The organism is Enterococcus thailandicus (assembly GCF_001886265.1).
Taxonomy (GTDB): Bacteria; Bacillota; Bacilli; order Lactobacillales; family Enterococcaceae; genus Enterococcus_B; species Enterococcus_B thailandicus.
In genome coordinates this window covers 32,811-50,294 of record NZ_JXLE01000012.1, presented here as the reverse complement: position 1 = coordinate 50,294, position 17,484 = coordinate 32,811, and the positions used below count along the sequence as shown (strand labels likewise).

The 17,484-nt window shown below is 36.1% G+C and carries 17 protein-coding genes and 1 riboswitch; of the genes, 1 reads left to right on the top strand and 16 read right to left on the bottom strand.

Annotated features, from left to right (window positions below; translation table 11 throughout):
• Positions 1-33: 33 nt before the first annotated feature.
• The 3 genes from RV17_RS09235 to RV17_RS09225 form a co-directional block, all read right to left on the bottom strand.
• On the bottom strand, positions 34-651 hold the full coding sequence (locus tag RV17_RS09235; protein WP_071869060.1) for an SAG1386/EF1546 family surface-associated protein: 618 nt from the start codon (positions 649-651) through the stop codon (positions 34-36).
• Between the two features lie 66 nt (positions 652-717).
• The gene (locus tag RV17_RS09230) at positions 718-2,127 is read right to left on the bottom strand and encodes a RecQ family ATP-dependent DNA helicase (protein ID WP_071869059.1); all 1,410 of its coding nucleotides are present in this window, start codon (positions 2,125-2,127) and stop codon (positions 718-720) included.
• The gene (locus RV17_RS09225; RefSeq protein WP_071869058.1) at positions 2,111-3,145 is read right to left on the bottom strand and encodes a helix-turn-helix domain-containing protein; all 1,035 of its coding nucleotides are present in this window, start codon (positions 3,143-3,145) and stop codon (positions 2,111-2,113) included. The genes RV17_RS09230 and RV17_RS09225 overlap by 17 nt, the downstream gene beginning before the upstream one ends.
• A gap of 31 nt (positions 3,146-3,176) precedes the next feature.
• Here RV17_RS09225 and RV17_RS09220 point away from each other — a divergent pair, with 31 nt between their 5' ends.
• On the top strand, positions 3,177-3,398 hold the full coding sequence (locus RV17_RS09220) for a ferredoxin (protein ID WP_067484872.1): 222 nt from the start codon (positions 3,177-3,179) through the stop codon (positions 3,396-3,398).
• Positions 3,399-3,587: 189 nt separating this feature from the next.
• Here the strand turns inward: RV17_RS09220 and RV17_RS09215 are convergent, their stop codons facing one another.
• From RV17_RS09215 to rpoD, 13 genes are all read right to left on the bottom strand, one after another.
• Positions 3,588-4,328, bottom strand: a complete 741-nt coding sequence (locus RV17_RS09215; RefSeq protein ID WP_071869057.1) for an alpha/beta hydrolase — start codon at positions 4,326-4,328, stop codon at positions 3,588-3,590.
• A 188-nt stretch (positions 4,329-4,516) separates the two neighbouring features.
• On the bottom strand, positions 4,517-5,857 hold the full coding sequence (locus RV17_RS09210; protein ID WP_071869056.1) for a M20 family metallopeptidase: 1,341 nt from the start codon (positions 5,855-5,857) through the stop codon (positions 4,517-4,519).
• Between the two features lie 130 nt (positions 5,858-5,987).
• A complete protein-coding gene (locus tag RV17_RS09205; RefSeq protein WP_071869055.1) occupies positions 5,988-7,508 on the bottom strand; it encodes a YfcC family protein in 1,521 nt (506 codons plus the stop codon).
• A gap of 390 nt (positions 7,509-7,898) precedes the next feature.
• Entirely contained in the window at positions 7,899-8,504 is a 606-nt protein-coding gene (locus RV17_RS09200) for an ECF transporter S component (protein WP_067484859.1), read from the bottom strand.
• A gap of 124 nt (positions 8,505-8,628) precedes the next feature.
• Positions 8,629-8,754, bottom strand: a riboswitch (FMN riboswitch).
• An 82-nt stretch (positions 8,755-8,836) separates the two neighbouring features.
• Positions 8,837-9,553, bottom strand: coding sequence for a pseudouridine synthase (locus tag RV17_RS09195; protein WP_067484857.1), 717 nt, complete (start codon positions 9,551-9,553; stop codon positions 8,837-8,839).
• On the bottom strand, positions 9,553-10,128 hold the full coding sequence (scpB, locus tag RV17_RS09190; RefSeq protein WP_067484853.1) for an SMC-Scp complex subunit ScpB: 576 nt from the start codon (positions 10,126-10,128) through the stop codon (positions 9,553-9,555). Before scpB ends, RV17_RS09195 begins: the two co-directional genes overlap by 1 nt.
• Entirely contained in the window at positions 10,112-10,882 is a 771-nt protein-coding gene (locus tag RV17_RS09185) for a segregation/condensation protein A (RefSeq protein ID WP_282956835.1), read from the bottom strand. The genes scpB and RV17_RS09185 overlap by 17 nt, the downstream gene beginning before the upstream one ends.
• 17 nt (positions 10,883-10,899) lie before the next feature.
• Positions 10,900-11,250: a GNAT family N-acetyltransferase gene (locus tag RV17_RS09180; protein WP_071869054.1), complete on the bottom strand. Its 351-nt coding sequence runs from the start codon at positions 11,248-11,250 to the stop codon at positions 10,900-10,902.
• A gap of 18 nt (positions 11,251-11,268) precedes the next feature.
• Positions 11,269-12,156, bottom strand: a complete 888-nt coding sequence (gene xerD, locus RV17_RS09175; RefSeq protein WP_067484847.1) for a site-specific tyrosine recombinase XerD — start codon at positions 12,154-12,156, stop codon at positions 11,269-11,271.
• Positions 12,157-12,261: 105 nt separating this feature from the next.
• Positions 12,262-12,720, bottom strand: coding sequence for a ferric iron uptake transcriptional regulator (gene fur, locus RV17_RS09170; protein WP_067484844.1), 459 nt, complete (start codon positions 12,718-12,720; stop codon positions 12,262-12,264).
• Positions 12,721-12,828: 108 nt separating this feature from the next.
• Positions 12,829-13,692 carry a CvfB family protein gene (locus RV17_RS09165; protein WP_067484841.1) on the bottom strand — a complete coding sequence of 288 codons (864 nt, stop codon included), beginning with the start codon at positions 13,690-13,692 and terminating at the stop codon, positions 12,829-12,831.
• 171 nt (positions 13,693-13,863) lie between these two features.
• Positions 13,864-16,104: a cell division site-positioning protein MapZ family protein gene (locus RV17_RS09160; protein WP_071869053.1), complete on the bottom strand. Its 2,241-nt coding sequence runs from the start codon at positions 16,102-16,104 to the stop codon at positions 13,864-13,866.
• Positions 16,105-16,358: 254 nt separating this feature from the next.
• Positions 16,359-17,468 (bottom strand): RNA polymerase sigma factor RpoD, encoded by a 1,110-nt coding sequence (gene rpoD / locus RV17_RS09155; RefSeq protein ID WP_067484835.1) that lies wholly within the window; start codon positions 17,466-17,468, stop codon positions 16,359-16,361.
• Between the last annotated feature and the right edge of the window lie 16 nt (positions 17,469-17,484).

Genomic DNA, 17,484 nt, shown 5'->3' with positions numbered 1-17,484 from the left:
TCCTCAAAAAAAAGCCGCAAAATGCGGCTCACATTATTTCACTCGTAATTCTTGTCCAGGATATAACATATATTTATTTGGATCCATTCCATTTAATTGGAATAGTTGATCAATGGTGATTCCAGCACGCTCAGCTACTTGTTTTGGTCCTTCACCTGCTTGAACAACTGTCGTTGAACCAGCTGCCACTTCTGTTGATGAAGAAGGCGTTGTTTCTGCTTCTTGTGCTACTGTTTCACTTGAAGCTGGTGGTGTAACTGGTGCAACTGAACTTGAAGTTTCAGGCTCAGTGATACTTGATTCTACTGTTTCAGAGCTTTGAACTGTTTCAGTAGTTGAAGAAACAGTTGTTGACTCTTCTTTTGAACTCATAGTTGAACTTTCAACGATTGATGAAGTTGTCGATGTTGAAGACGAACTTGCTGCATTATTACTTGAACCATTTCTAATCCAGAAGTAAGCACCTGCTGGGATTGCGATACAAAGTACTAATAAAAACAAAAAGAGTGACAAGAAAACAGTGTTTCCTTTCTTTTGCTGTCTTTGAGAGCTTCTTGAAGAATTTTCATCTTCTGTGTCATAAATTGGTTGCTCCCATGGTTCTTGTGTTTCGTTATTTTCTGATGATTGATGTCTATCTTTTCTGCTCACCTTTGCTACCTCCTAATTTCTTTCGTGAGTATTATACCATAGGAAAATGGGCCATGCCTAAAAAAATTACCCCTCTACGTTTTTTTTAAATAAATTTAGTAAAATCTCTTCCCAGTTATTCTCAAAATTACTTGTTCCTACTTTTGTTTCTGCTAAAAGGAGCCATGATGCTTCATCAATGTCACAACAATTTTGTGGTTTTTCTGTCAATTTTTCGCCAAAATAGTTCAAAATAAATTCTCTGCGACAAGTCGTTGCATGAATATAACGTAACATTTGATATAAACGAAACTGCTTCTCTTTTTCTTGAATCTTTAATTTTTCCATCCATTGATCTGGCTGATTTGTTTTTTTGACAATTTCTAGCCATTTTTGCTGAAGTTCGTCAAAGGGTTGTTCGATCTCTTGCTCATGTGCTAAATAAATTTCAAAACCTTGACGCTGCTCTTTCGCTAATTGATTAAAAAAATGATGAATCACTTCATCTCCTGTTTGATACAATAAAATTGCTGTACTTGGCTTCTGATCGCGGCCAGCACGTCCAATTTCTTGTACATAATTTTCCAGACTATCTGGTAAATCATAATGGATAATATAACGAATATCCGCTTTGTCTATCCCCATACCAAATGCGTTTGTTGCAATTAAAAATTGCAATTGATTTTGGGAAAATTGTTGCTGTAACTGGCGTCTTTGGCTTGCATCTAGACCACCGTGATAGTAGCCAATTGAAAAGCGACCACGCAATTCTGCATACAAACGCTCCACTTCTTTTTTAGTTGCACAGTAAATAATGGTTGCGCCATTGATTTCTTTCATAATGGCTTCTAGCTCAGCTGTCTTTTGAGTTGTTTTCCTTACAAATAGAGCGATATTTTCTCTGTTCACAGAATGCTTAACGATTTTGGGTTTGTTAGTAAATAACACAGTTTCAATATCTTGTTGAACTGCGCTTGTTGCTGTAGCTGTAAGTGCCAAAGTCACTGGAATCGCTAATTGTGTTCTTATTTCGCCCAAACGTTGATATTCTGGGCGAAAATCAACCCCCCATTGTGAAACACAATGTGCTTCATCAACCACAAAAAGACCGATTTTTTGTCTTTTTAATTGTGTTAATATTTCTGATTGCACTAACATTTCCGGGCTTAAAAATAAAAATTTGTATTGAGATAAATGCTCCATAACGTATTTCCGTTCTGAAAAAGTCAGCAAACTATTAAATGCTACAACTCTTTTTTCTCCCATTTTTTGCAACTGCATAACCTGATCTTCCATTAGCGATAGCAAGGGTGAAACCACAATGACCAAACCTTCCGATAGATAGCCAGTTAACTGGTAACATAAACTTTTCCCATTTCCAGTTGGCAAGACAGCTAGTACGTCGTCTTTATCCAGCAATGTTTGAATAATTTCTTCTTGGCCTGGACGAAAAGTTGAAAAGCCAAAATAACGTTTTAACTCAGCTGATAAGTTCATCTTTTTGGCCTCCTTTTAATGCTCGTATTTGATAAAAACGAAATTCACCATAATCAAGTGTACCTGTTTCATTTAACTCTTGGTAACGCCAAGTTTGAACAGGAGCTGTTTGACTAGCTAATAATTGGTTCGTCTCTTTTGAAATCAACTGATCAAACGGAAAGTCGTCTAAGAACAAGGCCCATTCAACTAGATGATCCGTGATTGTCCCCTTTTTCAAATGACGACCTGCCATAATTTCAGTAAGTGAATATCCTTCAAGAAAAAGTTGCCGTGTAACCAGCATACTTTGATTGTAATTTTGTGCCACAACAGGTAAAAGCAACTGAGCCAATAAGAAATCCGGAAACTGTTTCAATTGGCTCAAAAAAGCGTGAACAGCTTGCGCCTGTTGTAAATAAATTGTCGTTTCATCCTCGTTCGTCTCAATTAGCTGATAAGGCAGTAAACCGATTTGTTCAAAACCAGAAAACTGATTGGCTAATAAATTGGCCTGCTCTGTCGTTAGTTTGCTTAAACAAGCCGATAGCTCGTGATAAAAAGTATCAGCTAGCTGTTCTTTTGAACAATCGCTATGGGCTAGCCAAGATTTGATTCTAGTTGTATAAAATGGGCTAGTCTCTGCAGGTAAATAATCTGACTGACTTGCAGCTAAATATGAAACAACTTGAATTGCGAATTTTGTCAGTCGCCACACCTCTTCCCAGTTTCTACCGTAGAGGTCAAAACGTAATTCAGGATATAAGACATTCAATTTCTCTTGGCGTTCTCTCCCTCTCGCTGTCAAGAAAACTTCATTTTCTTCAATTTGAATCAAGCCTGATGTTTCTAACTCAGTTAATCGTTGCTGGTAGGTTTCCTGAGTTAGTTCTGGTAAACTACTGTGAGCTGGCAACAATTCATTCAAGAAACCAAAAATCAATACTGAAGTTGTTTTTTTACCTGTCAGTAATTGATAAAAAGAACTGACTCGCAACTTGTTTCTTGTAGGAAATAAAGATAGAATAAATGAAAGCATAGCAATTCTCCTTAAGTTAGGATGGTTAAAAATGTCACTATTATGTAAACTTGTACCCGAACGTTGTATTGCTTGCGGTCTTTGTCAAATTGAGGCCCCTGATATTTTTGATTACGATGAAGAAGGAATCGTGCTTTTTGCACAAGAACCAGAAGCACATCAACAATTTGTCACTGAAGCAGAAACTGAGTATGTAAAGAAAGCCTATCAGAAGTGTCCCGTTCGAGCAATACTATTGGAGGAACAAAACTAATTTGTCATTACTTCGACAATTCAATTATGAGTTTCATAAGAAGAGTTGTCTATAAAATAGGATGAGCAAAGCTTCTGCTCAAAAAAAACGTGAGTCCAATCAGAAACAGCTTGAAAAATTAGCTCAATCGCTACTTTTTCAAGCTGTTTCGCTAGACTCACGTTTTTTACTTACTAGTGGTGAAAGGGATTACCAACCATTTTGCTTCAACCAATTTTCAATCGTATTTACAAGAGCGATTTGCTGGTCTTCGTTCGTAATTTCTGCTTCTCCATCTTTTTTCTGTTCACCATATGCACCAAATCCACTGTGGTTTCCACCATTAATCACCACATACTTTGTTTGCGCAGGTAAGTATTGTTTGGCCTCTTCATATGCTTCGTGATTTAATACTTGATCTTTTGATGCCGTAATTGAAAGTACCGGAATTTTCGACTGAGATAGTGCTCCTTTTTTGTCAGGATAACTTGCTAAGAAAAAAATGCCTTTATTCTTATCTGTTACATTTTGAGAAACATACCGACTACTCATTACCCCGCCAAGTGAATGTCCGCCAAAAACAAAGGTGCGATCAGGAAAATCCTCAATCACTTTTTCTGCACGATTTTTATCTAGTATCGCTAGATTGAGTGGCATTTTAACAATTGCCACATCGTAGCCAGTTTCAGAAAGTTTATTTGCCCAAACACTGTAACTTTCTGGCTCAACTAAAGCACCTGGATAAAAAATAATGATTGGATGTTGTTGTGCCAGTTTCTTTTTTGGACTTTTAAAAAAAAGATACTCCTTATTATCAATTGCTTTTTTACTGGTTGTTAATGCGGTTTTGCTTGGTTCATAAGTATTTTCTTTTAAATAATAATAGCTTCCAACACTAATCAAACCTAAAATAACCAATAAGCCTAAAAATATTTTTCCTAATTTTTTCAAGCAACCACCCTCCTTCAATCATCTTTTAATTTATTATACGTGTATTTCAAAAAAATGACGAAAGAAATTTCTTAATTGCTTCAAAAAAAGAGATGTGACAGCATCGTCACACCTCTTTGATTAAACATTGTACAAAAAATTTTCTCTCATAGAATTAAGATGTTTCTATAAGATTACTCACAAGCTACTTATTTTGCACACAAGCGATAAACAGCTTCAGCATAAATTTCCATTGCTTTATACATGCTGCTTAATTCCCAACGTTCGTTGGCTTGGTGCATGAAATCTGGTGTATCAGGGAACATTGCTCCAAATGCCACACATTGATTCATTGTACGAGCAAAAGTTGCGCCACCTGAAACAAATGGTTCAGTCATGTCGCCAGTGATATCACGATAAGTTTGCAAAAGATTTTTTACTAGTTCACTATCTAGTGGCACGTATAGTGAATCTAAGAAATCAAAATCTTCATAAGTTAGTTCATATTTTTTAGCTGTTTCTGTTAGTTTTGCTACTAAATCATCTTTTTTAAATGTTACTGGAATACGCATGTCTACACCAATTTTTGTTTGTTCTGGTGTAATTTCTAAACTAGCAAAGTTCATTGTTAATTCGCCAGATTGTTCATCTTTCGTCTTTCCAACAACATTTTCACCCGTTGCGTTTTCTTTCACTAATTTACCTAAGAAATCAATTGGTGCAAAATTAAAGACTTCAGCTAAAGCCATAGACAAACGTGAAATAGCATTTATGCCTTCTGGTGCATCCTTCGCATGAATGCTTTTTCCAAGAACAATAATTGAGTCACCATGATCCTCAAAATCAAAACCAAGTTTGTTCAATGCTTCTTTCACTTCTTCTAATTTTTCACCAGCGTATGGTGCAGCATCAGGAACGACGTTTAATGCGCCACCTGCTTTCACAGAAAAATCAGATGTACCAGGACCTGTCAAATAGGCTTGTAGTAATCCTTTTTCAGCATAAATCAATGGGAATTCAGCATCTGGTGCAAAACCTTGTGTGATTCCTTCTTCTTTTTCATTGTATTTATCTAAGCAGCGCCATAAGTTTTCTTCATCTGTCCCAAAAATAAAGCGAATCCGTGTATTAAATTCAATCCCAGCATCCATCAATGATTTAACAGCATACATTGCCGCAATTGATGGTCCTTTATCATCTTGTGATCCACGTCCAATCAACCAGCCATCTTTTACAGTTGGATCAAACGGCTTTGTATCCCAATTTTTTTCATCCCCAGCAGGAACAACGTCCATGTGACACAAAATACCAAATAATTTATCACCAGAACCAACTTCTGAATAACCATAATAGCCGTCTGGGTCTTTAAATGTGCGGAAGCCTAATTCTTCACTGATTGCTAAAACCTTATCTAATGCTTCAACAACTTTTGTTCCGAAAGGATGGCCTTTCCCAGTATCCTCTTCATCTAATACAGAAGGGATTCTGATTAGTTCATTAAGTGATTGTAACGCTTGTTCATGATGTTCTTTTGTAACAAATTGTTTCATTCCACTTACCTCCTAATAAGATAAAAGACCCGATAGTTTGCCTACCGAGTCTTCTTAAAGCCAACTCAGTTAGCTTTGTTTACTTTATTATTTAATGATAGATGTTTCTAACTGTTTTGTCTAGGCAAAACTAAATCATTGCCGCAACACCGAGAATCACACAGATAGCTACAAATAAAATAGCAATCAGTTTACCTGTGAATTTCCACCAAACAGAGATGTCAAAACGAGCAATCGCAACAGCCCCCATAACAATAGCAGAAGTTGGTGTAATCAAGTTAACCAATCCAGAAGCAGATTGATAAGCAGTGATAACTAAGTCTTTACCTACACCAGCAAATTCACCCATTGGTCCCATAATTCCCATTGTAGCCGCAGCTAAACCTGATGTTGATGGAATCAAGAATGACATTGGGATATAGAAGATGAACGTAATGATGATGAACACGCTTGAAGATAATGTGCTCAATCCTTGTTCTCCCCAGTGTAAAATAGTATCAGTAATCAAACCATTGTTCATAACAACTTGGATACCACGAGCAACAGCAACAACGATTGCTACGCCGATCAAGTCTGATGCACCAGCTAGGAATTCTGAAATAAATTCAGATTCTTTCATGCCGTATGTGAATGCAACAACGATTGCCATAACTAAGAATAACATAGTGATTTCTGGGAAGTACCAGTCACCAAGTGGTAACATGTCAATCCCTAATACTGTACCAATTACAGGAAGTCCTGTTAACCAGTTTGTTAATGATTCAAAAATAGTAAAGTTTTCATTCAATGTTGTCCAAGGAATCAAACTGATGATCATGATACCAAACGTAATAAAGAATAAAATATTAACAGATTTTTGTTTGCTTGTAATTGTTTCTTGACGACCAATCGATTCGATATCGAAATGTTTCATGTCTTCTTGTCGTTGGCTATAAACCAAAGACTTGGTTGGATCTTTTTCGATTTTTGAAGCATAACGATAAACATAAACGATTGAAATACCTAATAAAATCACAAACATCAAGAAACGTAAGCCAATTCCTTCACCCATTGAGATACCAACAGCTTGAGAAGCTACCCCTGTGGCAAACGGATTAACAGTTGATGCCAAACAGCCTACTTGCGAACCAACTAAAACGATTGCAACAGCTACTACAGTATCAAAACCAACCGCCATCATAACTGGAATTAGTAATGCATAAAAAGGAATTGTTTCTTCGGCCATTCCGTAAGTTGAACCACCTAAAGCGAATAAAATCATTAACACAGGAATCAACATTTTTTCTTTGCCTTTAAATTTCTTAACGACAGAAGCGATTCCGGCATCTAATGCACCCGTTTTATTGATAATTCCTAAAAATCCACCCACAATCAAGATAAAGAACGAAATCGGAATAGCAGCTGGTGTCGCACTTGTTAGCTCACCTGCTTCAACCCCCAACATCCCATTGATTGGTGCCATGAAAATATCCCAAAGACCTTGTGGATTTTGTTTTACTCGTTGATAAGATCCAGCAATGATGTTGCCTGCATCATCTACACTATAGTGACCAGCCGGAATAAACCAAGTAAGGACAGCGATAATTGCAATGATAATGAATAAGACCGTATACGCTGACGGCATCTGAAATTTTTTCTTTTTTTGTTCCATTTTCTTCTTCCTTTCCCTTTTTCATTTTTTAGAATCAAGTAACATTGGTTCTATCGTTATTTTATCAAAAAGAGTGGCAGAACAAAAATAATATCTCAAATAAATGATACTTTTTGTTCATAAAACCATTTATAATGACGAATCATTGCCTCCTTTCAGCTAAGATACTTCTTTCAAAGTAATTGTAGCCTGTCTTTTTGTTTTTCAAACAAACCTATTCGTCATTTAAAAAGAGAAGAATTTCACATTCGTTCATTACAAATTCATGTTTATGCATAAAAAAATAAAATACTCAATAACAACTAATAAAACGTTTACATTTACGGTTTTATTGCATTTTTTTTCAAAAAAAAAGGACCAAAAAATTACTGGTCCTTTTGAATATACATTTTAAATCGTATGTCTTTGTTCTAAGGCATGCTGTTTACGACTTAGCCAAGGTAATAACTTAGCATGTAAAACTAAGAAAGCAGCACTAACGATAAATCCTTTGATTAAGTTAAACGGAACAATTCCAATCAATACATAATTAACCAACGGCATACCTAGCATTTGATTAGCATTCAATCCAAAAAACATAAGATATAATGGTGTAATAACAAAATAGTTTGCGATACTCATGAAAATTGTCATTGCTAAAGTTCCTGTGACAACACCTAAAATTTTGTTTCTATTCGCATGTTTTTTATTTTGTTTGAAGAAGTAGAAAATTGGTAACGTAAAAATTGTCGTTGCCAAAAAACTTGCAACATCACCAACTAAATTGTCTGGTGAAAATCCTGTTGTCACCAAATGTAAAAGTGAGCGTAAGAAAGCTGTTGCGACACCAGCTACCGGCCCGAATAAAAACATACTGATCAAGACAGGTATATCACTAAAATCAATTTTTAAAAAACTAAATGCTGGCATAATTGGAAAAGCAATAAATTGTAAAACCAATCCGATTGCAGCAAACATCGCTACCATGACCATTTTTTGTACCCGTGTGTTCTTCATTTGAAATCCTCCTGTTAGGACTCCTCTTCAGCGAACTATCCAACTAATTTTTTCAAACAAAAAAACTCTACTTTCACAGGGAAAATAGAGTTAGAGTTATCTGATAAATGATTAGTCAAATAAGCTCTATCTTCTTTATCCAGACTTTACTGTCGGTATCGGAATTTCACCGATTCAGCTATTTCTTAGAGAAATAGGTCGTGGACTGTAACCACCGGTCGGGAATTGCACCCTGCCCCTGAAGACGAACCTTTTATATTATTTTGTTTACACTTACATTATACATAGCCTTGAAAAAAAAGCAACAATTAGTTCTTACAAAAAGTAAGCTGTCATTTTGAATGATTTAATAATGTACTGATTTCTTTTTTGTTTAACTCACGATACTCTCCTGGACGTAGCCCTTGAAGAGTCAGATCACCATATTTTTCTCGTTTCAGTTTTTGTACGGGTAAGCCAACTGCCTGTAGCATGTTTTTCACTTGGTGATTACGTCCTTCATGAATTGTTAACTCAACAATACTGTGATTTGTTTTAGGATCAACTGACAAGATTTGAACTTTAGCAGGTGCCGTTCTTCGTCCTTCTAGTTTAATTCCTTTCGTTAAAGGAGATAGCACCGATTTTGTAGCGATTCCTTTTACTTTTGCAACATAGACTTTATCTACCTCATGCTTTGGATGCGTCAAACGTTGCGCAAATTCACCATCATTTGTTAATAGTAAAATACCAGATGTATCATAATCAAGGCGTCCTACAGGATAAATTCGTTCTTTTACCATCGGCAACAAGTCAGTAACCACTTTTCGGTTTTTATCATCTGATACTGCAGAAATGACCCCTTTTGGCTTATAAAGTAAATAGTAACCATATTCTTCTTGATAAATTGGCACTTCGTCTACTTCAACAACATCGTGTTTTCCAACTTTTACACCTAATTCTCGCACAACTGTGCCGTTGACTTTTACCCGACCAGCTAAAATAAATTCTTCTGCTTTTCTTCGAGAAGTAATTCCCGCATGCGCGATTACTTTTTGCAATCTTTCCATTACATTTTTTCTCCTTCGCTCACTCCATCAAAAAATAAATCCAATGATTCATCATCTTTTAACGCGTTTTCTAATTCTTGTGTATCTGGCAACTCAGTTAAATCTTTTAATCCAAAATAATCAAGGAAATAGCCAGTTGTTCCATACAAAATGGGACGACCAGGACCTTCCACCCGCCCTTTTTCTTCAATTAGCTTATGAGCAACCAATCGCTGAACGGGACCAGAAGCTTGGACACCTCTGATTTGTTCGATTTCTGTACGTGTAATTGGTTGTTTGTAAGCAATGATTGCTAACGTTTCAACTGCTGCTTGTGATAACGTATTTGATGATCCTTGCGCATATTTTTTTAAGAGTGGCGCTAATTCTTTCTTAGTTGTTAAGACGAAATGGTCTTCTGTTTCAAAAATGTGTAACGCTGAATCAAGAGTTGCTTGGTATTTTTTTTCTAAGGCTAAAATCAATTCAGCTAATTCTTGTTTATCAACATTCAATAAATAGCTTAGTTCTTCACTACCGATTCCTGCTTCGCCGGCCACAAAAAGGATAGCTTCTAGTTCACTTAATTTTGTCATTCGTTGTATCTCCTACTACTGGATAAAGCATGATTGAATCATAATTTTCAGCCTGCTCAGCAAAAATCTGGCCATTTTTCATCAGTTCAAGTAACGCTATGAAGGTCGTCACGACTTCTGCTTTTGTTGGTGCTTCAAAAAATGATTCAAATGTACAGCCCGCTTGACTGTTCACTAGCTTTTCCTTAATAAAACTCATACGTTCTTCGATTGTCGTGTCGTCTGGGGCAATCGTCTTTTCCACTTTTTGTGAAAATTGTTTGCGCTCCAAAATGGCTTGCATCGCCCGAAATAAATCGACTTTTTTTACTTGTCCACGTTTGAGAGGCAATTCTTTTTCTGCTAAGTCTTCTACCATCGTTGGCTCTTTTGAGTAATATAAACTACGTTCCTCAGCTTTTTCAACTAGTTTTTCTGCTGCATACTTGTACTTTCGATATTCTAAAAGTTGCATAACCAATTCGTCTCGTGGATCTTCTTCCCACGTTAAATCATCTTCAATGGCGAGTTCCTGAACAGGCAATAATGTTTTACTTTTGATTGCCATCAATGTAGCTGCCATCACCAGGTATTCTCCCGCTAGCGCTAGCTCCATTGTTTTCATCGTATGAATATAGTTCATGTATTGCTCAGTAATTGTCGCAATTGGAATGTCATAAATATCAATTTCCATTTGCTGAATCAAATGAAGCAATAAATCCAGTGGTCCTTCAAAAATATCTAGTTTAATATTGATTTCAGTCAAATGATTCACTCTTTCTTCATTATGCTTCATTGCCATTTAGACAAGTAAGGTTTCGTAACCTCAGTTGCTAAAAAAGTCACTTCTGGATATTTTTCTTGAAGCTCATTTAGCATCAAGAATCCCATGTTTTCTCCTCGATAAGAAGGGTTCAACGAAATATCATGAATGACTAATTGATTCTTGTCGATCCATTCAATACCGATAATTCCTTGAATATTTGTCGAGTCTTCTGGTGTGAAGAAAAACAGTTCATAATCATTTTCTTCCTCATAAACATCGATTTCTTTTAACAAATCGGTTTGATCCGTCAATTTTTTATGAAAGCTTAATAAGCCCATTGCAATTTTTCGGTTCTCTTTTCGGTAATGTGTTAACATTGTTTCACCTTCCTCTGATTAAGCCCTTGGAAAATGCTGCTTGTAAACATCTGTCATTCTTTTCTTAGTGATATGTGTATAGATTTGTGTTGTTGAGATGTCTGCATGTCCCAATAGTTCTTGTACCGTCCGTAAGTCTGCTCCGTTTTCTAATAAATGTGTAGCGAAACTGTGACGTAAAGTATGTGGCGTAACGTCTTTACGAATCCCCGCTTGTTGTACTAATTGTTTTAAATTTTTCCAGATTCCTTGTCGAGAGAGTCCTTTTCCATGATTGTTTACAAATACATGTAGTTCGGAAGTATCCTTTACTAACAGAGGGCGCGCTTCATCCAAATAACGTTCTAACCATTGAATTGCATAGTCTCCTAAAGGAATGATTCGTTCTTTATCTCCCTTACCGATTGTTTGTAATAAGCCGAGGGAAAGATGAAGATCACCTAATTTTAGACTGATTAATTCACTGACCCGCATGCCCGTTGCATACATGACTTCTAAAATTGCTCGGTCGCGAATCCCTAATGTTTTGGATGTATCTGGTGTTTCAATCAATGTTTCGACTTCTTTAAGTGTCAATGTACTTGGTAATTTTTGCGCCTTCTTTGGTGTATCAATATGCTGCATAGGATCATGGTCTGTATAGCGTTCTTGTCGCAAAAACTGATGAAATCTTCTTAAGCTAGAAATCATTCGAGTAATCGTCGCAGTCGCCTTTTGTTCTTCATGTAGTTTTTCTAAATACTGAATAACTAGATAACGATCGACCATTTGCCAAGAGGTAATCTTCTTTTCTTCCATAAAATGCAAATATTGTTCCAAATCACGTTCATAACTTTTACGCGTATTGGCCGAGAGTCCACGTTCAATATTCAAATAATGAAGGTACTCACTTAGTTCTTCTTTCATACTATAACCCACCTCATGCTTTCTCTATCATATCAGATACACCCTTATTTCGATAGTCTATTTACGTTATCTGCACAAAGAAAAAGCCGTCTTTTAACAGACGGGCTACTTTTTCTTTTCGTTTTCTTGACAGTCGTGACAAATTCCATGAAAGGTCAAACGATGATCTTTCACTAAAAAATGATATCTTTTTTCAACAACTTGTTCGACTTCTCCTAAAAGATCTTCTTCAACTTCCTCGATAGCACCACAATTAAGACATAACAAGTGGTGATGAAAATGTTTCGCACCCTCTTTTCGTAAATCGTAGCGTGCTAATCCGTCATTGAAGCTCACTTTATCGACAATTTTTAAATCAGTTAGAATTTCTAATGTTCGGTAAACCGTTGCAAGACCAATTTCTGGACTTTTTTTCTTAACTAAAAAGAAAATCTCTTCAGCAGACAGATGCTCTTTTTCATTTTCTAAAAGTACGAGCAGTGTCGCCTCTCGCTGCGGAGTTAACTTAAAACCCGATTCATGTAATTGTTGTTTCGTTTTTTTCATTGCCAATATAGCATTCATCCATTAATTCAACTCCAACAATTTATAATAATTACAAATAAACAAATGATAATACTTTGTTAAATTATAATAATTATAAGCTAGTTAAGAAAAACATGCAAGATATTCTCAATTAGATTTTTCAATTAATTTTGTGACGCCATCTTCTTGTTTGATTAATCCTTGCTTCATCAGATTACCCATTGCACGTTTGAAGGCGCCTTTGCTGATTCCAAAAGTTTTCATGATATCTTCCGGATCTGATTTGTCGGTAAATGGTAATTGTTTTTCTGCTGAGCGCTCTAAAATTGTCAAAATCATTTGTGCATCATCACTGATGGCTTCATGCGCACGTGGTTTCAACGAAATATTCAAAACACCGTCTGGTCGAACGCCTACAACACGACCGCTCACGTGTTCGCCTAATCGTGGCTCTTGATAACGTTCGGAAGGATGAATAAACGCCACATAAAAATCATCGGTTAAGACATACGTTCCTGCTAATTTCAAACGGTACGTTGTTCCAGAAATATCTTTATTTTTTAACTCTTCATTCCCATGTTTACTCAATGACTTAAAGATTTTTTCATCTGCGAGTTCACCCCAAATGCGATCTTTTGCATCCACCTTCAAAGCAATCATCAATCGATCCCCTTTTTTAGGCCACAATTCTGTCATCGTGGGTAACTCGTCTAAAGAAACAACAAAGTCTTTATCTGGTAAGCCAATATCAACAAAAGCACCTAGATCTCTTCTAGTTGCTGTTACGGTTCCAAAGGCATAATGACCAATGCGACTTTTAGGAATCAATGTTGTTAAACGATTTTCGTGTTTTTGATTTTGATAACCAAATCCTTCAACTGCTTCACCAATTTGATGCTCTCCTTCTGATTTGCTTAATCCAAAAGTTTGTCCGTTTTTTTGGACAAAATAATTTTTTTCATTTTCATCAATAATAATTCCTGTAAATATGTTTGCTAATAAATTATTCATTTCGATCTCCTTTTAATTGAAAGGCTTTGATTTCCCGTCACTTTTCTCTGCTATCATAACATACAGCTTTCACCAAGAACAATGTTCGAAGCAGTACTCCATAAAAAAAACTTAGGCGAATCATTCATCCTGATTCGCCTAAGCCAGTCATCTGTTAGATTAGTAAGTTTTTTAATTACTTCCATTCCCGCCAAACCAACCTGTTTTACAGTTGATTGTTACGATATAAAATGGTAAGGCACTTTCCCCAATACCACTCATTAGAGATGATTTGGTTGAAGTCGCATAAAGATTATAATAGCCCTCACCATTTTTAATTTGCGCTTTTTCTAACTTATAGCCGCCTTCGACAATATAGCCTCGTTGAATACAAGTAGCAATGACACTTTCTCCCACTCCAGATGCCCAGTTCCACGCTGTATTAGAACTATCTGCTACATCACTTGCATTCGTTCCCATGATTGGTTGATTTGCTGTTGAACCTGAACCTACAGTAGTCGTACCAGAAGCTGTACTTGCTTTCGCGGCTTCTTGAGCTGCTTTTTCTGCTTGGGCGGCTGCTTGAGCCGCAGCGGCTTGCTCTTCTTTTGCCTTTTGCTCTGCTTCTTGTTTTGCTTTTTCTTCCGCAGCCTTTTTCTCAGCTGCTTGTTTTTCTTTTTCAGCTAATTGATGATCTACTTTTGTTAATTGTTGTTTGAACGGCTCGGCAAGTTCTTTGTTTACGATTTTATCAACCGCTTCTTTCGCTACTTTGTATTGATCACGTGTAGCTGAATCAACAACTTTTTCATTTTGATACACAACTTTTATTTTTTCTTTAGCTGTTTCAATTTGTTCAAGTTGTTTTTTTGCCTCTTGTTGTGCTTTTTGAATAAGCGCTCCAAAAGCTGAATCATCTGTTTCAATTGCCTCGATTTTATCAGTATTTTTTAGTACTGGCTGTTCAACTAAATGATCATCTTCAATCACAGGTTCAGTAAACAAATCATTTACTTTTTTGATACTGATTATCTTTTCTTGAATGTCGTTGTATGTTTCATTTAATTTTTGATAATCTTTTGTAGAGTCAACTTCTTTTAACTCTTGCTTGATTTTTGGCAAGTCTTGATTCAAGTGGTCTGTACGAATGAACTCATTTGTATCATCAACATAAAAACTAGCTAGTTCTTGTTTCATTTCAGAAACTTGCTTTTCTTGTCTGGCTACCTCAGCAATTCGCTCGGCTTCGACTTTTTGCTGATTGTCATAGTATGCCCAACCACCAACACCTAATAAAATAACTGCAGCTAATAAAAGATAAGGTCCTTTTTTAGCTTTTTTTGGTTGTTCAGTTGGTTGTTTTGTTTCTGACATTGTCGGTTCTGATTCTTTTTGAAAGGCTTCTTTATCTGTAGCGGATGTTACAGTTGGTTTTTCAAGCTTTTCAGGCTTCACAGTTGTTTGCTCAACCGTTTCTTTCGTTGATTGTTTCACTGCATCGGCATTTTTTTTAGAACTCATTTTCTCTTTTTTTACTTGAACTGGCACAGCTTTGCTTGTATTTTTTTTAGCAACTTTTAAGGATTCATCTTTTGTTGATTGTTTCTTAGAAACAACTGTTGGTTCTTCAGTTGCTTTTTCTACTGTTTTTTTTGCTTCGTCAACTTTAGATTTCTGGTCATCGACAACTTGCTCAACAGTTTTTTCTTTTGTTGCCAAATCTTCTGAATGTTCTATGTTTTTTTCTTTTTTGTCGTCACTCTTAGCAGAATCAGATACGATAGCTTCTGTGTCAGTACGGTTTTCTTCTTTGATATCTGCTACATCTTCTGCAATCTCAGGTGCCTGTTCAGCAGCAATCTTTTCGTGGATCATTTGCATTAATTCTTTTGATTGTTCTTCATCCACGTCTTCACGATGAGCCTGAATGTACGCTGCAAGAATTGACTGGTTATCTTCTTTTTCAACATTTTCTTTTAGCTGTGCAATGCGTTCTTTTTTTTCTTTTTCAACCGTTTCATCAATCGAAAGTTCTTGTTTCACTTTGGTTTCTTTTTGATTTTCTGGTTGGTTATCTTGATTTTTTTTCATAGGTTTGACAGCTTTCTCTTTCTTTTCTTCCAATTGTTCACCTGCAGTTTCTTTTACTGCTGTTTCTTCTGGGGTTTCAGACGTATCAAACAATTCCATAACTGATTCAAGTGGCAAATCTTTTAGCTCTGACCATTCGATTGGGTCATTTAACTCTGTATCTGGAAAATCTGGTTGATTATTTTCTTCAGGAATTTGTTCAAGAGATTGGTCTGTTGTTTCGACAACATCTCGTTCATTTTGAATGTGCTGATCATTTTCTTCAAGGCTAAAGCCGCAATCTGGACAAACTTTTTGGCCTTTAATCTTTTTTGATCTACATTTTGGACATTTTTTTTTCACTTAGTGATCGGCTCCTTTAACTAAGTTTAACGCTAACATTTAATCTATCACATTCTAGCCTATCAGCCAATAGTTTATCTTTACGATTTTCTAACAAATCAGTAAATCGAACGTTAAAAATAAGAGTTAAAAAAATTTTTTCACACAAAAACAAGTTTTAGAAAGCAAAGATTATGTGAAAAAAATTATCCATTTGAACAACTAAAAAAAGCTGACACAAAACGAATTAACGTTTTGTGCCAGCTTTTTAGTTTTTATTCCAAGAAATCTTTTAATTGTTTTGAACGTGATGGATGGCGTAATTTTCTTAGTGCTTTTGCTTCAATCTGACGAATACGTTCACGCGTTACACCGAAAACTTTCCCAACTTCTTCTAAAGTTCTTGTTCGACCGTCATCTAAACCGAAGCGTAAACGCAACACGTTTTCTTCACGGTCAGTCAATGTATCCAATACATCTTCCAATTGTTCTTTTAATAATTCATAAGCCGCATGTTCAGCAGGGCTTGTAGCTTCTTGATCTTCAATGAAATCACCAAGATGTGAATCATCTTCTTCACCAATTGGTGTTTCTAATGAAACAGGCTCTTGCGCAATTTTTAAGATTTCGCGTACTTTTTCTGTAGGTAGGTCCATTTCTGCCCCAATTTCTTCAGGTGTTGGTTCTCTACCTAAGTCTTGAAGTAGTTGACGTTGGATACGAATCAATTTATTAATTGTTTCAACCATATGAACTGGAATACGAATTGTACGTGCTTGGTCAGCAATCGCACGTGTGATTGCTTGACGAATCCACCAAGTCGCATAAGTTGAGAATTTGAATCCTTTACGGTAATCAAATTTTTCAACGGCTTTCATTAAGCCCATATTTCCTTCTTGGATCAAATCTAAGAACTGCATACCACGACCCACATAACGTTTTGCAATACTTACAACTAAACGCAAGTTTGCTTCAGCTAAACGTTGTTTTGCTTCTTGGTCGCCTTCTTCGATTTTCAAGGCAAGTGCTACTTCTTCTTCAGCTGTTAAAAGGGAAACTCGGCCGATTTCTTTTAAATACATACGAACTGGATCGTTGATTTTTACACCAGTTGGTGCAGATAAATCTTCTGTTTTTGCTTTTTCAGCTTTTTTCTCACCACTTTTTAAACTGTGAATTGATGGATCACCATTTTCATCGACAACACTGATTCCAGCATCCTCAACTTTTTGAATTAGTTTGTCCATTTCTTCAGCACTCAATGTAAATGGTGTAGCAAGTTGGTTTGATAGATCATCATAGACAACTTGTCTTTTAGGTTTGTGTTCTTTGATGAAAGCTGTCACTGCTGCTTCATACTTTTTCTTATCTGTTACATTTGCCATAAAAGAAGGCCCCCTT